The 20,482-nt window shown below is 43.0% G+C and carries 13 protein-coding genes; 2 read left to right on the top strand and 11 right to left on the bottom strand.

All coding sequences use genetic code 11. From position 1 onward, the window contains the following. The first annotated feature begins 5 nt into the window (after positions 1–5). Positions 6–1,805 carry a glycoside hydrolase family 15 protein gene (locus EW142_RS05215; protein WP_130610639.1) on the top strand — a complete coding sequence of 600 codons (1,800 nt, stop codon included), beginning with the start codon at positions 6–8 and terminating at the stop codon, positions 1,803–1,805. On the opposite strand, the gene EW142_RS05210 is transcribed toward EW142_RS05215, so the two are convergent. From EW142_RS05210 to EW142_RS05165, 10 genes are all read right to left on the bottom strand, one after another. Beyond that, positions 1,798–3,240 (bottom strand): pyridoxal phosphate-dependent decarboxylase family protein, encoded by a 1,443-nt coding sequence (locus EW142_RS05210; protein ID WP_130610636.1) that lies wholly within the window; start codon positions 3,238–3,240, stop codon positions 1,798–1,800. The genes EW142_RS05215 and EW142_RS05210 overlap by 8 nt on opposite strands. 104 nt (positions 3,241–3,344) lie before the next feature. Next, entirely contained in the window at positions 3,345–5,156 is a 1,812-nt protein-coding gene (locus EW142_RS05205; RefSeq protein ID WP_130610634.1) for an acyl-CoA dehydrogenase family protein, read from the bottom strand. Positions 5,157–5,179: 23 nt separating this feature from the next. Next, positions 5,180–6,370 (bottom strand): acetyl-CoA C-acyltransferase, encoded by a 1,191-nt coding sequence (locus EW142_RS05200; protein ID WP_130610631.1) that lies wholly within the window; start codon positions 6,368–6,370, stop codon positions 5,180–5,182. A gap of 1 nt (position 6,371) precedes the next feature. Continuing rightward, positions 6,372–8,777 (bottom strand): 3-hydroxyacyl-CoA dehydrogenase/enoyl-CoA hydratase family protein, encoded by a 2,406-nt coding sequence (locus EW142_RS05195; RefSeq protein WP_130610628.1) that lies wholly within the window; start codon positions 8,775–8,777, stop codon positions 6,372–6,374. Between the two features lie 14 nt (positions 8,778–8,791). Next, positions 8,792–9,241 (bottom strand): MarR family winged helix-turn-helix transcriptional regulator, encoded by a 450-nt coding sequence (locus EW142_RS05190; RefSeq protein ID WP_130610625.1) that lies wholly within the window; start codon positions 9,239–9,241, stop codon positions 8,792–8,794. A gap of 98 nt (positions 9,242–9,339) precedes the next feature. Beyond that, positions 9,340–9,588: a hypothetical protein gene (locus tag EW142_RS05185; protein WP_130610622.1), complete on the bottom strand. Its 249-nt coding sequence runs from the start codon at positions 9,586–9,588 to the stop codon at positions 9,340–9,342. Between the two features lie 13 nt (positions 9,589–9,601). Then, positions 9,602–11,371 (bottom strand): AMP-dependent synthetase/ligase, encoded by a 1,770-nt coding sequence (locus tag EW142_RS05180; RefSeq protein ID WP_130610619.1) that lies wholly within the window; start codon positions 11,369–11,371, stop codon positions 9,602–9,604. A 104-nt stretch (positions 11,372–11,475) separates the two neighbouring features. Continuing rightward, positions 11,476–15,144, bottom strand: a complete 3,669-nt coding sequence (gene purL, locus EW142_RS05175; RefSeq protein ID WP_130610616.1) for a phosphoribosylformylglycinamidine synthase — start codon at positions 15,142–15,144, stop codon at positions 11,476–11,478. A 108-nt stretch (positions 15,145–15,252) separates the two neighbouring features. Further along, positions 15,253–15,786, bottom strand: a complete 534-nt coding sequence (locus tag EW142_RS05170) for a CIA30 family protein (protein ID WP_240740159.1) — start codon at positions 15,784–15,786, stop codon at positions 15,253–15,255. Between the two features lie 19 nt (positions 15,787–15,805). Further along, positions 15,806–17,455, bottom strand: a complete 1,650-nt coding sequence (locus EW142_RS05165) for a SulP family inorganic anion transporter (RefSeq protein ID WP_130610613.1) — start codon at positions 17,453–17,455, stop codon at positions 15,806–15,808. 145 nt (positions 17,456–17,600) lie between these two features. Between EW142_RS05165 and EW142_RS05160 the strand changes: the two genes are divergently transcribed. Then, a complete protein-coding gene (locus tag EW142_RS05160) occupies positions 17,601–19,193 on the top strand; it encodes an amidohydrolase (RefSeq protein WP_130610610.1) in 1,593 nt (530 codons plus the stop codon). Positions 19,194–19,244: 51 nt separating this feature from the next. Here EW142_RS05160 and EW142_RS05155 read toward each other — a convergent pair whose 3' ends face one another. After that, positions 19,245–20,456 (bottom strand): RsmB/NOP family class I SAM-dependent RNA methyltransferase, encoded by a 1,212-nt coding sequence (locus EW142_RS05155; protein ID WP_130610607.1) that lies wholly within the window; start codon positions 20,454–20,456, stop codon positions 19,245–19,247. Positions 20,457–20,482: the final 26 nt, after the last annotated feature.

Genomic DNA, 20,482 nt, shown 5'->3' with positions numbered 1-20,482 from the left:
TCAGTATGGATAACCTAAATTACGGAATAATTGGCAACTGTCGAAGTGCTGCCTTGATTTCCGATACCGGCTCTCTTGATTGGTGCTGCTTACCTCAATTTGATTCCACTTCAGTATTTGCAAAGCTTCTTGATGAAAAGAAAGGGGGGAGTTTTGAGATCATCACCAAGCACAATTATGAAATCCATCAAAAATATCACAGGAACACTGCTATCTTGATTACGCGATACTCGGATGGTGAGAATACCTTTGAAGTTCATGACTTTATGCCCAGGTACCATAAGCCTAACGGAAAATACAATGCACCACCTGAAATTGTTAGGTATATCAAATACGTTTCTGGGAAACCAAGGTTCAGTGTTTTGTATGATCCTAAATTGGAATATGCCCTGGGCCAAACCTCAAATCATGTCAAAAGGGATTTCATTGTAAGCCTTACCCACAAACAAAAGTTTGATACGCTTTTTATGTATACCTCTTTTAATAAACAGACTGTTTTAAAAGGAGAGGAAATTATTTTGGAGGAAGATGGCTATTTCTCGATTTGCTATAACGAAAAGATATTGAAACCAACTACGGAAAAAATATCATTGGAGTTGGAGCGCACCAAGATATATTGGCTCGATTGGGTTGATCGTACACCAAACTATAAGCAGTTCAATAGTGAAATCATGCGTAGTGCCATCACCCTAAAACTTTTAACCTATGATAAAACAGGTGCCGTTTTAGCCGCAGCTACTACTTCGCTGCCAGAAACAATTGGTGAGGTTCGCAACTGGGATTATCGATTTTGCTGGATACGCGACGCTTCAATGGTTATTAAAGTAGTTTCGGAACTAGGGCACAAGAATTCCGCAAAGCGATACTTACAGTTTATTATTGATTTGATGCCGGACAAGGACGAAAAACTTCAAATCATGTATGGTATCAACAAGGAAAAGACATTGACCGAAAAAACCTTGGACCATTTGGAAGGGTATCGTGGTTCTCAACCGGTACGGGTTGGAAATGCGGCTTACAAACAGCGACAGAATGATATCTATGGCATTTTGATGGATGTCATCTACGAGCAATTGGTAAAGTTTAGCAACGATATTGAAAATGGGGAGGAACTTTGGAGCATTACCAAAGGGATTGTCTGGATTGTAGAGAAACACTGGAAGGAACCCGATAAAGGCATTTGGGAATTTCGGGGTGAGGACCAACATTTTACCTTTTCCAAAATGCTATGTTGGGTGGCCATCGACCGAGCCATTAAAGTGGCCCGAATGTTTGGAAAGTCAAGGAAAATTGAAAAATGGACCATTCTGGAACAGGCAATCAAAAAGGATATCCATGAAAATGCTTGGAACCCGGAAAAGAACGCATTTGTCCAATCCTATGGTTCACGACATTTAGATGCCTCTGTTTTATTGATGGAATCCTACGGGTTCATTCATGCGAAGGACCCCAAGTTTGTGTCCACCGTACATGCCATTGAGGAAGAGTTGAGCAACGACGGACTGTTGTATCGTTATAAAAACGAGGATGATTTTGGATTACCTTCCTCTTCTTTTACCATATGCACGTTTTGGTTCATCAATAGCCTTTTTAAAATTGGAGAGGAGGAAAAAGCCCTTGCCCATTTTGAGCGCTTATTGGGATATAGCAATCACCTAGGTCTTTTTAGTGAAGATATTGACTTTAAGACCAAAAGGTTATTGGGTAATTTCCCACAAGCCTACTCTCATCTTGCTTTGATTGAATGCGCCATAAATTTTTCAAGAAAGAAAAGTGAGGAGCGAATTTTGGAATCGATTAGTTGATGGTTTTCACGTGATTCTTTCCAATGCTTCTTATCTGATGTGCCAACTCTTTTAGATGGTCCATAGTGGTGAAAGGATTCATAAGCGAAGTGCGCAAGTAATGCACACCCTTTAGTTTGGTCTGAACCAAATAAAATTCACCTTTATCCAAAAGCTTTTGGCGTATGGATTCGTTTATGGAGTTTATTGCAGCAAGATTTTCTCCAGGTTTTATCCATCTAAAGCACAAAATATTGGACATGGGTTCAACAGCAAGTTCAAAGTCAGTTTCATTGGTCAAAAAAGACGCAAATTCTCGAGCCAAATCGTACTGCCTGGTGAGATAGGAATCAAAAACCTCTTCTCCGTACATTTTGAGAATAATAAACCAGTGTAAACTCATCATACTTTTGGTACATTCAAAAGTACGCTTTCCCCCGTTATACCAATCTTCCTCCTCTGTATCTATCAGTAGATAGTCTGCTTTTTGGCTAAACGTACTGTGCGAATCACTTCCGTCTTTAAAAACAAGCGCAGTGGTAATCGTAGGCATAAGCATCATTTTATGTCCGTCAATGACCACCGAATCAGACTTTTCGATTCCATTTAGTAGATGCATGTACTTTTCCGAGAATATAGCGGCCCCGCCATGGGCTCCATCCACATGAAACCAGAGATTGTGTTTTTGAGCAAAGTTTCCAATGGCTTCAAGATTATCATACGCTCCAGTAGCTGTTGCTGGGGCACTGCCCACAATGGCAAAAACGTGGATACCTTGCGACATCGCTTTTCCATAGTACTCCTCAAGCCTGTCAACATCCATAGCGAAGTTATCACGAACAGGCAGCTTGATAATGCCCTTATTGCCAAGCCCCATGATCTTGGCTGCGCGGTCTACACAATAATGTGCTTGCTCACTGACCATAATGCCCAAAGGTTGTGAATGGCCTTCGTTCCATACGTCGTGTAGCACTTTTGCTTTTCGCGCTGCGAGCAAGGCCGTAAGATTGGCCAATGTTCCACCCGAAGTCAAAATTCCCCTGGATTGCGAGTCGTAGCCGATTTTCTCTGCAAGTTTGTCGGTAACAATGCGTTCCATGGCTGTAGGGGACATTCCCATTTCATAAACGGCCATCCCATTGTTCAATAGCGAACTCAACGCTCCGGTCAGCACAGTGATGGGGGCTGGGGCTGCAACTTGGTGTCCCACATATTTTGGATGATGTGTATGTGTGGTGCGCTTTAAAACTTCCTCAAAAAAGGCTTTTGGATCCTTGTTCGCTAAAAAGTCCTTCCAGTATGACAGTTCCACCTCTGGATTACTCCACTGAATGACTCTTTCTTTTTCTGATGAAATGGTATTTTGAAGATGTTTGGAGAACAAATTTATCAGCGCATGTCCTTTTTCTTCAAAATCATCGGTACTGTAAACCTTTTCAATGAGACTTTGATCCATAGGATAAAAGTATGGGCTTCGCGCAACCTTACAAAATGGCAAATAAAAAAAACCGCCTCAGAAGGCGGTTTTTCCAAATAAGCTTTGTCTAAGCATTATTTGAATTAGTCAAAGGTATACCCATTATCCGCTGCAACCTTGTCCGCAATTTGTGTGCGGAGTGCCACGACATTGGGTTGATTTGTGTATTTCGTAAATCGTTTTAGCCCCATAAGCATCATTCGCTGTTCATCTCCTTCGGCAAAAGAAACAATGGCTTCCTTTCCTTTTTGGATAACGATATCCACAGCTCTGTAAAGATACAACTTGGACATTGCAATTTGCGCAGCTTGGGAGTCTTCTCCAAATCTTTTTGCATTTTTCTCTGTCCTAAGCAATGTTGATTCTGCCAAATATACTTGAATTAAAATATCTGAGGCCGCCGTCAACAACATTTGATGTTTCTCTAAATCTGGTCCAAATTTCTGAACGGCGCTACCTGCTACCATTAAGAAAACCTTTTTCAATCGGGCAATTAAATCTTTTTCTTCAGAGAACAATTCAGTGAAATCAGGTGTGTCAAAGGATGGGATGCCCATCAATTCTTCACCAACGGCGGTGGCAGGTCCTAAAAGATCAACATGCCCTTTCATGGCTTTCTTGACTAACATGCCTACGGCCAACATTCGGTTGATTTCGTTGGTACCTTCATAAATTCTTGAGATACGTGCGTCTCTCCAGGCAGATTCCATTGGGGTATCGGCGCTGAAGCCCATTCCCCCAAAAATCTGAATACCTTCATCGGAAGTGTGTTGAACATGTTCGGACACAGCTACTTTTAAAATCGAACATTCGATGGCATATTCCTCAACGCCCTTGAGCTCCGCCTCTTGATGGGTGTTGCCCTCAGCCTCACGTATGGCAATTCTGTCCTCAATATTTTTGGCAGCTCGATAACAAGCCGATTCATCGGCATAGGCATTGGTCGCCATATCAGCAATTTTCGCTTTAATTGCCCCAAAATTAATGATAGGTGTCTTGAATTGGATTCGTTCGTTGGCATACTTGGCGGCCTCGTTGATAACACGCCGTTGGGCTTCCAGACAGGCAGCGGCCAATTTGATTCGACCTACATTTAGTGCATTCATCGCAATCTTGAACCCATTACCTCTTTCGGAAAGCATGTTTTCAACAGGTACCTTGGTCTCATTGAAGAAAACCTGTCGGGTAGAAGAGGAGTGAATTCCCAATTTCTTTTCCTCATCACCAAGCGTAATTCCATTACTGGGGTCATTTTCAACAATAAAACCTGTTATATTCTTATCATCCTCGATTCTGGCAAAAACGATAAAAAGATTACAGAAGCCTGCATTGGAAATCCACATTTTTTGTCCCGTAATACTATAGTATTTTCCATCCTCGGACAGTACTGCCTTGGTTTTTCCGGAATTGGCATCAGAACCCGCTCCAGGCTCTGTTAAGCAATACGCTCCGAACCATTCTCCAGAGGCAAGTTTAGGAACATATTTTTGCTTTTGTTCTTCCGTTCCATACAACGTAATGGGCATTGTACCAATACCGGTATGAGCACCAAAAGCCGTGCTAAAAGAACCTGTGGCTCCTGAAATGTAATCGCAAACCAACATTGTGGAAACAAAGCCCATGCCCATTCCACCATACGCTTCCGGGACGGCAACACTCAAAAGGCCCAGCTCACCTGCCTTGCGCATAGTTTCTTCAGTGTAGGCATAATCCTTATGTTCAAAGCGTTCCCAGTGCGCCCAAAGTTCGCGGTCAACAAACTCCTTGGTGCTTTCACGCATCATTTTCTGTTCTTCGTTCAAATCTTCAAGGGTGAATACATCTTCACAGTCGGTTTCTTTAACCAGAAACTGACCTCCTCTCAGAATATCTTTAGTTAGGGTATCTGTGCTCATAGCTATAGATTTTAGTTCTTCTTTTAGTTTAAAAATTCGTAGATGCCAGCTGCACCTTGTCCGGTTCCTACGCACATGGTGACCATGCCGTATTTTCCTTTCATGTCTCGCTTTCGCATTTCATCAAACAATTGCACGGAAAGTTTGGCACCAGTGCAACCGAGTGGGTGTCCCAAAGCGATGGCACCGCCATTCACATTGATAATCTCCTGGTTTAAACCCAGTTCTCGAATAACTGCTAAAGATTGGGAGGCAAAGGCTTCATTCAACTCTATAAGTTCAATATCCTGTTGTTTTAATCCAGCTTGTTTCAAAGCTTTTGGAACGGCTTTTACGGGTCCTATTCCCATAATCCGTGGCTCGACCCCAGCAGCGGCATAGTTCACCAATCGGGCAATGGGTTCCAGATTCAATTCCTTGACCATTTCTTCACTCATCACCAATACAAAGGCTGCACCGTCGCTCATTTGAGATGAGTTTCCGGCGGTAACGCTTCCTCCGGCTGCGAACACAGGTCTTAGTTTGTTCAATGTGGGAATATTGGTGCCCTTTCTCGGACCTTCATCCTTGCTTACTGTATAGGTTTTGGTTTCTTTTTTGCCCGCTTCGTTTACAAAAGTGTGTTCCACTTCGATAGGAACAATTTGGTCTTGAAAACGATTTTCTTCTTGGGCGTTAAGGGCCTTTACATGGGAATTATAGGCAAAGACATCTTGGTCTTCACGGGACACTTTAAATTGTTGGGCCACTGCCTCTGCAGTTAGTCCCATACCCCAATAATAGTCTTCATGGCCTTCTTTGGCCGTAGCATAATCTGGGGTGGGTTTATAGCCCCCCATGGGAATGTAGCTCATACTTTCTGAACCCCCAGCGATAATGCAGTCCGCCATTCCCGATTGTATTTTGGCCGTAGCTATTCCAATGGTTTCCAACCCAGATGCGCAATAGCGGTTTACCGTTACACCGGGAACATCTTCGATATTCAATCCCATCAATGAAATGAGACGCGCCATATTCAAACCCTGTTCTGCTTCTGGCATAGCATTTCCCACGATGACATCATCAATGCGTTTTTTATCCAATTGGGGTACCTCGCTCATCATGTGCTCGATGGTTTCCGCGGCCAATTCGTCTGGTCTTTTAAAACGGAACAAGCCTCGAGGTGCCTTTCCTACCGCTGTTCTGTATGCTTTTACGATATATGCTGTTTTCATCTTAGTTTCTTAAAGGTTTTCCAGTTTTCAACATGTGCTGGATGCGTTCCAATGTTTTTCTTTCGGTACAAAGGGATAAGAAAGCCTCTCTTTCAATATCAAGAAGGTATTGCTCACTTACGTAACTTGCTTCGGAAAGGTCCCCTCCGGCCATGACATAGGCCAATTTGTCGGCTATTTTTTTATCATGTTCTGAAATGTAGTGACCAGCCTCCATAGAATCAGTTCCTACCAGGAACATGCCCAAAGCTTGTTTTCCAAGTACCTTAACATCCTTACGTTTTGGAGGTTGAGTATATCCAGATTCTGCCAATAACTTAGCATAGGCTTTTGCTGTGGCAATTTGTCGGTCTTTGTTCACGACGACAACATCTTTACCTTTTTGCAAGATGCCCAAGTCATAGGCTTCATAGGCTGAGGTGGACACTTTGGCCATTCCGATGGTCAAGAAATACTCCTGCAGAACATTTAGCTCAACATCATTTTTTCGGAATGAATCAGAGGCTCTTAGCGCCATTTCCTTAGAGCCTCCACCTCCAGGAATCACACCAACACCAAACTCCACTAAACCAATATAGGTTTCTGCAGCGGCGACCACTTTGTCGGCATGCATTGAAAGCTCACATCCACCTCCCAAACACATGCCATGCGGAGCAGAAATGGTGGGTATGGATGAGTAGCGCATGCGCATCATGGTATCCTGAAAATATTTTATTGCCATATTAAGCTCGTCATACTCTTGCTCAACGGCCATCATGAAAATCATCCCAATATTGGCTCCCACAGAGAAATTGGCCGCCTGGTTTCCCACTACAAGACCCTGAAAGTCTTTTTCGGCAAGGTCGATGGCTTTATTTAGTCCCGCTAAAACATCTCCACCAATTGTATTCATTTTGGATTGGAATTCCACATTTAAGATGCCTTCACCCAAATCCTCAACCACAACTCCACTGTTTTTGAAGACTTCGTTGGACTTTCTGATGTTATCCAAAATGATAAAGGCGTCTTGACCAGGTACTTTTTCCATGGCCTTTTTGGGAATGTCAAAGAAATAGGTAGCTCCATCCTTCACTGAGTAGAAAGAATCGATTCCAGCTGCTTTCATGTCGGAAACCCATGATGCGGCTTCCAAACCTTCAGCTTTTATGAATTCCAACCCCTTTTCAAGTCCAACGGCGTCCCATATCTGAAAGGGTCCATGCTCCCAACCGAATCCGGCCTTCATGGCATCGTCAATCTTATAAAGCTCATCGGTAATTTCTGGAATGCGGTGTGAAACATATGAAAAGAGAGCTCCAAAACTTTTACGGTAAAATTCACCTGCTTTGTCCTTTCCACCTGTCAGTACCGAAAAACGGTCGATAACTTTATCGATGGTTTTGGTCAATTCCAGTGTTGCGAATTTGGCGCTCTTTTTGGAACGATAGTCCATAGTATCCAAATCCAAAGTCAGGATTTCACTTTTACCGTTGTCGCCTTTAACCTTCTTATAAAATCCTTGCCCCGATTTACTTCCCAACCATTGATTTTCCATCATGGTTTTGATGAAATCTGGTAATTGGAAAAGCTCATGCCGCTCATCATCCTTGCAGTTTTCCGAAATTCCATTGGCCACGTGCACCAAAGTATCAAGTCCGACCACATCCACTGTGCGGAAGGTTGCAGACTTTGGGCGTCCAATAACAGGGCCAGTCAACTTGTCCACTTCCTCTACGGTCATGCCCAAATCCTTAACCGCGTGGAAAAGGCTTTGGATACTGAAAATTCCAATTCGATTACCAATAAAAGCTGGGGTGTCTTTGGCAACCACAGAGGTCTTTCCCAGAAATTTTTCTCCATATCCATTGAGGAAATCCAATACATCTTGAGATGTTTGGGGGCCTGGAATAATTTCAAAGAGTTTTAAGTATCGTGCGGGATTGAAAAAGTGGGTTCCGCAGAAGTGTTTTTGGAAATCATCACTTCGTCCCTCACTCATAAATTTGATAGGAATCCCCGAAGTGTTTGAAGTGATAAGCGTACCTGGTTTTCTATGTTGATCCAAGTTTTCAAAAACCTTCTTCTTTATATCAAGGCGTTCTACAACCACCTCAATGATCCAATCCACCTCACTAACCTTGGAAATATCATCCTCCAAGTTTCCGGTCGTAATACGATCGGCAAACTTTTTATGGTAAATAGAGGAGGGCTTTGATTTCAAGGAATTGGTGAGCGAGTCGTTCACCAATCGATTTCGTACTGCTTTGTCCTCAAGGCTCAACCCTTTTGATTTTTCTTTTTCGGTAAGTTCCCTAGGAACAATATCGAGCAATAAAACTTCAACCCCGATGTTGGCAAAGTGACAGGCTATGCCACTTCCCATGATACCAGAGCCGATTACGGCAACTTTGTTAATATGCCTTCCCATGTTAAGAATTGGAATTAATTAGTTGTTGTTTTGATATATATTTTTTTGTCCAAGATGAGTTTGTTGATGACATCGACCGTTTTGAAGAATCCCATTAAATCACTTTCATCTATATGTTCTTTCACTACATCATTGAATCGTAAAACCACATCTTTGGAGTCCTTTCTTTTTTCCAACCCAAGCGCAGTAAGATGTATGAGTACGCCTCTGCCGTCGTTAGGATTAGGTTTTCTTTGGATATACCCTTTTTCTTCAATACTCTTGAGTATGCGGGATAAACTGGTGGCTTCCATTCCCATTTTAGGACCCAAAGCGGTGCTTGGGGTTCCTTTTTTTGGATCAATGCTGAGCAAAGTAAAACCAATCGCCATGGTAAGACCGTAGTTTTTCGCTTCCTCATTGTACATTTTGATTACAGCCTGCCATGTGGCCCTAAGGGCATGATCAATGGTCAACTCTTTCATAGAACTATCTTGGTGCCCAAATATACAAAAATTTATTATGCATGCATAATAAATTCACATCGTAAAAAGTTGTCTTTATGAAAAGTGCAAAAAACGGATTAAAGATGACCTTTTTCTCTTTTTTTGACTTCTGCACCCATCGAAGCGGCAAGTAAAGAGCTTAAAATGGTCAAAGGCCCAAAAACTGTGGGAACGAGAAAAATTAATGTTTTATTCCCTCCTTGTTTGGTTTGATACATTCCAAAAACTAGCAGAAAAATGGTTACTGTGAGTATAACGATGCTTAGGCCAAGAAGTAACTTACTGGTCTTTTTTAATGGTTCTGTGGAATACTTATCAAAGGCCATTACTTACCATGAATTAATAGCCGTAGATGTCATTATAGAGGTGGATGTATTTCTCTTTCACAATTTTGCGGCGTAATTTCATGGTCGGGGTCAAATGTCCATCATCAATATTCCAGACTTCTGGGGTAAGTCTAAATTGCTTTACCTTTTCCCACTTGGCAAATTCCTCATTCGCTAAATCTACCTCTTCCTGTATTCTGGAAATTACGCGTTCGTTTAAGATGATATCGGAGTTTTCCCCTAATGTGATGTCATGCCGGTTGGCCCATTCATACAAGAATTCGAAATTGGGTTGTATCAAAGCAGCGGGCATTTTTTCGCCTTCCCCGACCACCATGATTTGTTCAATGAATCGTGATTGCTTGAAACGATTTTCCAGAATTTGGGGAGCTACATACTTACCACCTGAGGTTTTAAACATTTCCTTTTTCCTATCGGTAATCCTTAGGAAACCGTCAGCATCAATTTCTCCGATATCCCCAGTATGAAAATATCCATCCTTAAGAACTTCTTTGGTCTTTTCTTCATCTTTGTAATACCCCATCATTACGTTGGGCCCCTTACACAGAATCTCCCCATCATGCGCTATCTTGACCTCGACACCGGTAATGATCCTCCCAACCGAACCAATTTTCCAGCCTTTCCCTGATTCCTGATTAACGGAAATCACCGGAGAGGTTTCGGTAAGTCCATAGCCTTCCATCACGGGCATCCCAGCAGCGGCAAACACTCTTGCCAATCTGGCCTGCAAGGCAGCACTACCAGAGACCATAGTGGTCAATCTACCACCCAGGGCTTCTTGCCACTTGCTAAAAATAAGTTTACGGGCTATGCCCAATTTCTTTTCATACAGCCAGCCGTTTTTTCCATAGGGCTCATATTTAAGACCCAACTCGACCGCCCAGAAGAACAATTTCTTTTTAATACCGGTCAAATCGGTTCCTTTGGCGATAATGGCATCATAAACCTTTTCCAATAAACGAGGTACCACGGTCATCACGTCAGGTTTCACCTCTTTTACATTGTCACTTATTTTATCCAGACCTTCAGCGAAATGAATTTCAATTCCACAATATTGGTATAGATAAAGGATCATTCGTTCAAAAATGTGGCAGACAGGTAAAAAGCTCAATGCAATTCCTCCAGATTCAAAAGGCACCCGTTCCTCGCTGGAGATTACATTGGAAACAATATTGTCGTGGGACAGCATAACTCCCTTGGGTCTGCCCGTTGTTCCTGAAGTATATATCAACGTGGCCAGATTGCCAGGCTGTACTTGTGACTTGTATTCCTCTACTTGGTCTTGATTGGAAGAATCTTCACCCAACTTGATAACTTCATCCCAATTCTTACAATTTTCGAGCTGGTCAAAGGAATAAACGTCCTTTAGTTTTTTCAATTTTGAACTTGCCGAAAGCACTTTTTCCAATACTTCTGTACATGAAACAAAGCAATATTTGGCTTCTGAGTGATTCAAGACGTACTCATAATCATCTTCAGAAATGGTAGGGTAGATTGGGACGTTTTGTGCTCCCAACTGCAGAATTCCAATGTCCACAATATTCCATTCTGTGCGATTGGTCATCGAAATCACGGCAATTTTATCGTTGGGTTTTACTCCAAGGCGCAATAACCCGCGACTAATGGCATTGGCCTTATTAATGTATTCTTGGGTGGAAGTGGCTTCCCACTTTCCATTATTTTTTGTGACTAAAGCTTTTTCAAGTGAATTATTTTCCAATTGGTGATATGGAAAATCAAAGAGCCGGGTAACTTTTTGCATAGTAAGTTTCTGTAAAGAAATTGCAAAATAGTAAATAGGACCCATACGAAGAAATCAATTCTTCAATTAGGTCCTTGTTACTTTATAAAATTCGTAATCCGGGATTATTTCTCGCTGTTGACCTTCTCTACCCATTCCCGGGCATTTACGAAGGCCTGTATCCAAGGAGATACCTTGTCATTTCTATCATTTGGATAGTAAGCCCAATTCCAAGGAAAAATAGATCGTTCAATGTGTGGCATGGTAACCAGATGTCGACCTGTCTTATCACAGAGCATCGCCGTATTGTAGTCACTGCCATTGGGATTGGCCGGATAGCCTTCATAACCATATTTGGCAACAATGTCATAATTCTCTTCCGACAGGGGAAGACTGAACTTGCCCTCGCCATTTGAAATCCATACTCCCAAAATGGTGCCTGCCATGGAAGAAAGCATTACTGAGTTGTTTTCTCGAATTTTCACCGAGGTGAAGGCGCTCTCATGTTTTCCTGAATCATTGTAGGTCATTTTGCCATGGGCATCATGCTCCGGATTGATTAATTCCAATTCCAAGAACAACTGGCAACCATTGCAAATGCCAACGGAAAGTGTATCCGTTCTTGCGAAGAAATCTTGAATGACTTTATTGGCACGTTCGTTATATTTAATGGCTCCGGCCCAACCTTTTGCACTACCTAAAACGTCGGAATTGGAGAAACCTCCCACGGCACCCAGAAATTGAATGTCCTCCAAGGTTTCACGTCCTGAGATGAGGTCTGTCATATGCACATCCTTAACATCGAAACCGGCCAGATACATGGCGTTGGCCATTTCCCGTTCCGAGTTACTTCCTTTTTCCCTAAGGATGGCGGCTTTGGGTCTTGAAACACCCGCTGATGCATTTAAACTTGGGGTATTGGATGGGAATTGAAAGGTTAAAGGCTGGTGACTGTAGTTATCATAACGTTCCTTTGCCAATCCTTTGGCAGTTTGTTTTTCATCCAACAAATAAGAGGTTTTGTACCACGTATCCCGAAGGGATGCTACGTTTAAGCCAATCTCAATACCTTGATTCTTTAGCGTCAGGGTACCCTCTGAAATCGCAGAACCGAGTTTCACAAATTCTACCCCAGCCGAATCTAATTGTGGCTCTATAGAATCGTCGCTGGACTGCAATACGATTCCTAAATTTTCAGCAAAGAGGAGTTTAATTATGTCTGGTTCACCCAATGCGGATAGATCGAGATGGGCTCCCAAATCATTATCGGCGAAACACATTTCCAACAATGTTGTTATCAATCCGCCGGAAGCTACATCATGTCCGGCCACAATCACATCTTGTCGAATCAAATTCTGGATGGTATTGAACACCTGTTTTACGTATCCTGCATCACTAACCGTTGGGGCTTCGTTCCCAATGGTGTTCAAAACTTGGGCAAAAGAAGACCCACCCAATTTGAATTCGTCTTTAGAAAGGTTGATGTAATAGATGTCACCACCATCTTTCTGCAAAACAGGTTCCACAACTTTGGTGATGTCATTGCAGTTGGCCGCGGCCGAAATAATCACCGTTCCCGGCGCAATGACCTCTTCATTTTTATATTTCTGCTTCATGGACAAGGAGTCCTTTCCTGTCGGAACATTGATGCCCAATGCAATAGCGAATTCTGATACGGCTTCCACAGCCTCATACAAACGTGCATCTTCTCCCTCATTTTTGCAGGGCCACATCCAATTGGCCGATAAGGAAACGGACTTTAAACCATCTTTTAAAGGAGCCCAAACCATATTCGTAAGGGCTTCAGTAATACTATTTCTGCTGCCGGCGACAGGGTCAATCAAACCTGAAATAGGAGAGTGGCCAATACTCGTTGCCACCCCTTCTTTTCCTTTGAAATCCAGTGCCATAACCCCACAATTATTGAGAGGTAATTGCAAGGGACCGGTACATTGTTGTTTGGCTACAAGACCTCCGACACATCGGTCCACCTTATTGGTCAACCAGTCTTTGCAAGCTACAGCTTCGAGCTGAAGCAGTTGTTCCAAGTAATCGTGGAAGTGTTCTAGTGTATAATCGGGAGCTTTATAATTTTTTGACAAGGTTCTATCCTCCATGATGGTCTTAGGGGAGCTGCCAAACATATCATTGAGTTCCAAATCCATAGGTTTATCGCCTGTAGTTTGGGAATGGAAGGTGAAACGATGGTCGCCAGTCACATTTCCTACGTCGTACATTGGTGAACGCTCTCGTTCTGCCACACGTTGCAATAGGGCTTTATCTTTTTCCCCAATGACCAAGCCCATACGTTCTTGTGATTCGTTGCCTATCAACTCTTTGGCAGAAAGGGTTGGATCACCTATGGGAAGTTTGTCCATATCGATTTTACCGCCTGTTTCTTCTACCAGTTCAGAAAGGCAATTGAGATGGCCACCAGCACCATGATCATGAATGGATACAATGGGATTATCATGGCTTTCCACCATACCGCGAATCGCGTTGGAGGCCCGTTTTTGCATTTCAGGGTTGGAACGTTGAATGGCGTTCAGTTCTATAGAAGAGCTGAACTCGCCAGTATCGGCGCTGGATACGGCAGCGCCTCCCATTCCGATACGGTAATTATCCCCACCAAGAATTACGATACGGTCTCCTTTGTTTGGGGTATCTTTTAACGCTTGGTTGGCCTTTCCATAGCCAATGCCTCCGGCCAGCATAATCACCTTATCAAAACCCAGTTTTCTGGCTTCCTCTTCATGCTCAAAGGTGAGCACGGAACCTGCAATCAAAGGTTGACCAAACTTATTTCCGAAATCGGAAGCCCCATTGGATGCCTTAATCAAAATATCCATGGGGGTTTGGTACAGCCAATCACGTTCTTCCATACCTTTTTCCCAAGGTCGATTTTCCTCCAATCGGGAATAAGAGGTCATGTAAACTGCAGTTCCAGCTAAGGGTAATGCACCTTTACCACCTGCAAGACGATCTCGAATTTCTCCTCCAGAACCTGTAGCAGCCCCATTAAAGGGCTCCACTGTGGTAGGGAAGTTGTGGGTTTCCGCTTTGAGGGAAAGTACCGATTCAAACTCGGTTTCTTCATAAAACTCGGGAACATCTGCGCGTTTCGGGGCAAACTGAACGGCTTTGGGTCCTTTAATAAAGGCCACATTGTCTTTATAGGCCGAAACAATGTCGTTTGGGTTTTCCTGTGAAGTTTTCTTGATGAGTTTGAAAAGTGAAGAAGGTTTTTCCTCACCATCAATTACAAAAGTGCCATTGAAAATCTTGTGCCGGCAATGCTCAGAGTTTACTTGACTAAATCCAAACACCTCAGAGTCGGTCAGTTTCCTACCAAGACGTTCTGCAAGCTCCTCCAAATATTGAATTTCTTCCGAGTTAAGGGCCAAACCTTCTTGATTATTATAGGCCGCGATATCATCAATCTCCAGAATGGATTCTGGTATGATATCAATCGTAAAAATATCTTGGTCCAAGCCCTTGTATTTCTGAAAGAGCATAGGATCGTAATCGTTGTGGTCTTCGGATACAGAATGAAATTCTTCAATCCTCATTATGTTAGAAATGCCCATATTTTGGGTAATCTCCGTGGCATTGGTACTCCATGGGGTAATCATGGCAGCTCGGGGGCCAATAAAAAAGGCGTCAAGTGACGCCGCGTGTATTTTAGGTTGGTTGCCGAACAACCATGTTAATTTTTCTTGGTCTTTTGTTGTGATTTCTTGCGTGGTTTGGACGGCAAAAATGGTTTTTGTCACGTCCCCAAAGAAATGAATCATATCAGCTTGGCTCTAGAACAAAATTGAAAATGCAAATGTACCACTTTAGCTTTAATTTTAATGTCTCTCACCAGTGAGTTGTTAACGTGGTCTGTTGATAGTTAAGGGTCAATTAACCAACGTAATATGGTCAATTAGTAATTTAAAACCCTGTGCCTTTTTGTTACCAATCAAAAATGTGATTTCTTCAATGGTTTGATGCGAAAAATTGGGACGGTCCAAACGCCGTCCTCGAAAACCCGGATACATACTGGATAGCTCAATTTCAATTTCTTCCCATTCACCAGTGGTCCGAAAGGGTTGGATATAGGAATATCTGTTTTCAATTTTGTTCTTTACACGAAATTGGTAGTTGCTACCATCCCCTTTCAATTTAATTCTGATTTTACTGTTTGGAGAGACTTCGAGTGATGCCATACGATGACGAACGGATGAGAAACCACCATTGTTTTCCAAAGAAATAGTTCCTTTAAATACTCCATGCCCCTCCGTTGATAGTGAGAAACTTCCAAAGGAACGTCCGCCCATGACCCCATCATTAATAACAGTCCAATTGTCGAGGTTGGAAGTTGTGGTAAAATCAAAAATGGTGTCAACGTTCATTACTTGAAGCATTAAAATGAAAAGAATTGATGATAGCATAAAGTTTGGAATAAAAAAGCTAATCCAATTTTTGTTTCAAATAGGTAAAGGCCCCATCCACTTTTTCGAACAGGTCTTCTTCCGGAACTAAATCGGGAATCATTCCAATAGACTTCAATTGGTTTAAAGGCTGCTCTTTTAATCCAGTAAAAATAACTTCTACCCCCTGCGTTCTTAATTCTAAAATGGAATCTTCCAAAGCGTAGATTCCCGATTGGTCGATGTAGGGTACGCGGTCCATTCGAATGACCAAAGCCTTAATGTCTTTGGATAGGGTCTTGATTCCGTCCCTGAAATAGGAGGTGAACCCAAAGAACAGAGGTCCGTACAGATGTTTGATAATGACCGTGTCCTTGTATTTTTCATAGAATTCTTGCTCATCTTGCCAAGGTCTGGAACCGTCAAAATCGGAAACTGGACCCACATCCATTCCCTTTTTGGCCAATTCACTTGATTTTTTCATGAACAATAAAGAAGCCAATGCAACCCCAATAACCACTGCATTGATTAAGCTTCCGAATGTTGTAATGAGGAGTACAATTATCATGACAGCCGCATCTGCTCGAGGGACCATTCTCAGATGTTTTAGACCTCTAAAATCAATGATTTTAAAGCCAATTGGAATCAAAAGTCCCGCCAAAACAGATAGAGGGATATTGGCGGCCATAGTACCCAATCCCATGAGTACCGCAAACAATAAAAGGCCATGAATGGTGCCTGAAAGTCGGGTTCGACCTCCAGAATTGATATTCACCACGGTTCCTTTGGTAGCGCCTGCACCTGGAATACCTCCAATGACTGCTGCCAAGATATTTCCTACTCCTTGCCCAATCAGTTCACGGTTGCTATTGTGTTTCGTTTTGGTCATATTATCGGCAATAACTGAGGTGAGCAACGAATCGATGCTTCCCAAAACGGCCAATACCGCGGCGAATTCAAAGATAATACCGTAAGCATTGGGATCTACCGGAAAGAAGGTGTCAATTTGAAGCTCTGGCAATCCCGAAGGAATTTCGCCAATTATGGGTACGTCCCACTGTAAAAAGTAACCTACCAAAGAGGCTACAATCAACGCCGCCAGAGCACTGGGAATGGACTTGGTAAGTTTGGGGAATAGGTAATAAATGACCACAGTTAGCGCGCCTAAGGCCAAGGCATGCCAGTTTCCGTCAGTAAAAATACTAGATAGATTTTGGATCACTGCAACGGTAGACTTGGGAGAGGAGAGGCCGAACAAAGGGAATAACTGCAGTATGATAATGATGAGTCCCACACCGCTCATAAAACCAGAAACGACGGGATAAGGGAAATACTTTACATAGCCAGCTATGTTGAGCAGTCCAAAAATAATTTGCAAGGCCCCACCCAATAAAAATGCCAACAAGATGATGCCCATAGCGCTCTCCAAGCTTCCGGTAAGTTCAATGGCAGCTGTGACCAAGGCTGCTGAAACTACGGTCATAGGGCCAGTGGGGCCACTGGCCTGAGTGGCTGTGCCTCCAAAAATAGCAGCAAAGATTCCTACAGCAATCGCCCCATATAAACCAGCTGCGGCACCCATTCCCGATTGCACACCGAAGGCAAGGGCCAGGGGTAGTGCAACCACTCCGGCAACCAATCCTCCAGTAAGGTCACCTTTAAGGTATTTAAAATTGTAAAACTTTTTCATAGTGTTCAATTGGTTTTTGGTATTTAGGTTCCAATAGTATCTGTTTTGTACTAAAAGCCAAGGAAAGATAGGGAAAGTAGATTGTTCTGAAAGCGGTATTATTTTCTTATTTTTAGACTTCTAGCTAATTCAAAAATCCAACCTTATGAAAATGCTCAAATTTGGTTTGGTGGGAGTGTGTCTCCTGTCACTTACCTCAGTTGTTTCCCAAAACAAATATTCGAAAAGCAAGATTAACAAGTTAAAGGCTGAAGTTGCTGCCATTGTTGAGGCTAATCACAAACAAAGCCAAGTTATGGTTGATAAGATATTCAGCTTCGCTGAATTGGGGTTTCAGGAAGTGGAGTCTTCAAAATATCTTACAGACATTCTTGAAAAGGAAGGCTTTACCATTGAACACTCTACATCAGGAATTCCAACAGCATGGTTTGCCAAATGGAGCAATGGCGAAGGACCCGTTATTGCTTTGGGCAGTGATGTGGACTGTATTCCCAAAGCTTCCCAATACCCTGGAGTGGCTTATCATAAACCCATTGTGGAAGGAGCACCAGGTCATGGGGAAGGCCATAATTCGGGCATTCCACTAAACATTACCTCCGCGTTGGCGGTAAAACAAATTATGGAGCGGGAAAATATAGGTGGAACTCTGGTTGTTTGGCCCGGAATTGCAGAGGAACTGGTGGCGGCCAAGGCATGGTATGTTCGAGATGGCCTGTTCGATAATATTGATATGTGCATTTTCACTCATGTGAGCAGCAATCTTAGCGTTTCTTGGGGTCCTACACGCGGCACCGGATTAATTTCAGTGGAATATTTATTTGAAGGGGAAGCGGCACACTCCGCAGGAGCACCCTGGAGGGGACGTAGTGCTTTGGATGCCGCAGAATTAATGAACATAGGGTGGAATTATAAAAGAGAGCATCTACATCCTCTAAAGCGTTCTCACTCCATATTTACAGACGCAGGGGATCAGCCCAACGTGGTGCCTTCCAAGGCAGCCATTTGGTTCTATTTTAGGGATATTGAATATGAAGGCATTATGGAAATGTATGCAGAGGCCAATGATATCGCCAAAGGCGCTGCCCTAATGACAGGGACAAAAATGACCTCGAGGGTACTGGGAACAGCATGGCCCAGACACTATAACAAAGTCATTGCCGAGACCATGTATGAAAACATCAAGCAAGTTGGTCTTCCCGAATGGTCGGCAGAGGACCAAGCTTTGGCCAAGGCAGTACAAAAGGAAGTCAATTCCAATAAAACAGAAGGACTTGCTGTTGAATTGGGCAAACTGGGACTACCTGTTAAGGAACCTGTTAGTGGAGGGTCGGATGATATTGGGGATATCTCTTGGAAAGTGCCAACGGTAACGATGCGTTTTCCCTCGAACATTCCCGGTTTACAAGGACACCATTGGAGCAATGCCATAACCATGGCGACACCTATTGCGCATAAGGGCGTTACTGCCGGGGCAAAGGCTGAGGCCATGACCATCCTGGATTTTTTGATGAAACCTGAATTATTGACCCAAGCTTGGGACTACTTTAATAATGAGCAAAGCAAGGAAACCAAATACCAGCCCATGATTTCCGCGGATGATATGCCACCTACCTATTTGAATAAGGACAAGCAAGAGCAATTCCGCCCTGCTTTGGAAAAATTTTACTACGATGAGACCAAATACGATACCTATTTAGAACAGTTAGGTGTAGAGTATCCGACTCTGGGAGAGGAGTAGATTTTAATTTTAGCAGTTTGACGAAGCCAATGGAATTTGGTCAGTTCCAGGTTAATTTTTGACCATTTGTGCCATATAAAACCCATCAAAACCGTGTTCGGAGGCATAAATATTTTGCTCTTTGACCAACTTAAAACTTTGCCCTGCTTCTGAACTCAAGAAGGTTTGAACTTGTTGACTATTTTCTTCGGGAAGGACTGAACAGGTGGCGTAGACCATTTTACCGCCTGTTTTGACCATTTTACTGTAGTTCTGAAGAATTTCTTGCTGTACCTGTTTTATGCGTTCAATGAATTCAGGTTCCAGTTTCCATTTCGTATCAGGATTTCTGCGGATAACCCCTAAACCGGAGCAGGGTGCATCCAAAAGCACCCGATCGGCACTGTTATGCAATTTTTTGATGACTTTGTTTGAGTCTATTACACGGTTTTCCACATTATGCACCCCATTGCGCCTTGCACGAAGCTTTAATTTTTTAAGCTTGCTCTCATAGATGTCCAAGGCAATCAATTGGCCTTTGTTTTGCATTAAGGAAGCAAGATGCAGGGTTTTTCCACCTGCCCCCGCACAGGCATCGACGACCCTTTGACCTGGCTGAACATCGAGGTAGGGAGCAACAAGCTGCGACGAGGCATCCTGTACTTCGAAATATCCTTTTTTGAAAGCTTCCGTGGTGAAAACATTTTTACGCTCTTTCAAAATGAGGGCATCGGGATATCCCTTGAGAACTTCCGTTTCCACTTCTTCCGCAGCTAGCACACCTTGCAATCCGGCCAGATCAATTTTAAGCGTATTGGTTCTTAGGATAACATCAGCCCTTTTGTTCAAGGCTTTGATTTCTTTGGTCCAAAGGGTATCACCCAAGGCTTTTTCTCCCAACTCATCCAACCAGTCAGGTATGGATTCGCGGTACTTTCTAATTTTTGAAAGTTCATCAAACCGACCTTTAATGCGACGTTCGGGTGTTTCTTCCAATTGTTTCCAGTCGGGCAGTCGAATTCCACGCAGCACACACCAAACGGCAAAAATTCGAAATAAATTAGGACGCGAAAAAGGTTCGTTTACTTCTGCAATGGTCGTGTACAAACGCTTCCATCGTACAATATCATAAGTGGTTTCGGCAATAAAACCACGGTCGCGAGCTCCCCAGCGTTTGTCGAGCCTGAGAACTTTTTCTATGACCTTATCGGCATATTGTTTTTCATTAAATATGAGGTCAAGCGCGTCAATAACGGCAAAGACCAAATTTCTATGTAAGCGCATCCGTGAAAATTAGGATTGCAAAGGTA

Origin of the sequence: Flagellimonas allohymeniacidonis, assembly GCF_004296335.1 — a bacterium.
In the GTDB taxonomy this organism is placed as follows: Bacteria; Bacteroidota; Bacteroidia; order Flavobacteriales; family Flavobacteriaceae; genus Flagellimonas; species Flagellimonas allohymeniacidonis.
This window is presented reverse-complemented; position numbering and strand designations above follow the sequence as displayed.

Coding starts and splice junctions, on each gene's coding strand:
- EW142_RS05215 (WP_130610639.1), top strand. CDS start 6: ATGGATAACCTAAATTACGGAATAATTGGCAACTGTCGAAGTGCTGCC.
- EW142_RS05210 (WP_130610636.1), bottom strand. CDS start 3,240: ATGGATCAAAGTCTCATTGAAAAGGTTTACAGTACCGATGATTTTGAA.
- EW142_RS05205 (WP_130610634.1), bottom strand. CDS start 5,156: ATGAGCACAGATACCCTAACTAAAGATATTCTGAGAGGAGGTCAGTTT.
- EW142_RS05200 (WP_130610631.1), bottom strand. CDS start 6,370: ATGAAAACAGCATATATCGTAAAAGCATACAGAACAGCGGTAGGAAAG.
- EW142_RS05195 (WP_130610628.1), bottom strand. CDS start 8,777: ATGGGAAGGCATATTAACAAAGTTGCCGTAATCGGCTCTGGTATCATG.
- EW142_RS05190 (WP_130610625.1), bottom strand. CDS start 9,241: ATGAAAGAGTTGACCATTGATCATGCCCTTAGGGCCACATGGCAGGCT.
- EW142_RS05185 (WP_130610622.1), bottom strand. CDS start 9,588: ATGGCCTTTGATAAGTATTCCACAGAACCATTAAAAAAGACCAGTAAG.
- EW142_RS05180 (WP_130610619.1), bottom strand. CDS start 11,371: ATGCAAAAAGTTACCCGGCTCTTTGATTTTCCATATCACCAATTGGAA.
- purL (WP_130610616.1), bottom strand. CDS start 15,144: ATGATTCATTTCTTTGGGGACGTGACAAAAACCATTTTTGCCGTCCAA.
- EW142_RS05170 (WP_240740159.1), bottom strand. CDS start 15,786: ATGCTATCATCAATTCTTTTCATTTTAATGCTTCAAGTAATGAACGTT.
- EW142_RS05165 (WP_130610613.1), bottom strand. CDS start 17,455: ATGAAAAAGTTTTACAATTTTAAATACCTTAAAGGTGACCTTACTGGA.
- EW142_RS05160 (WP_130610610.1), top strand. CDS start 17,601: ATGAAAATGCTCAAATTTGGTTTGGTGGGAGTGTGTCTCCTGTCACTT.
- EW142_RS05155 (WP_130610607.1), bottom strand. CDS start 20,456: ATGCGCTTACATAGAAATTTGGTCTTTGCCGTTATTGACGCGCTTGAC.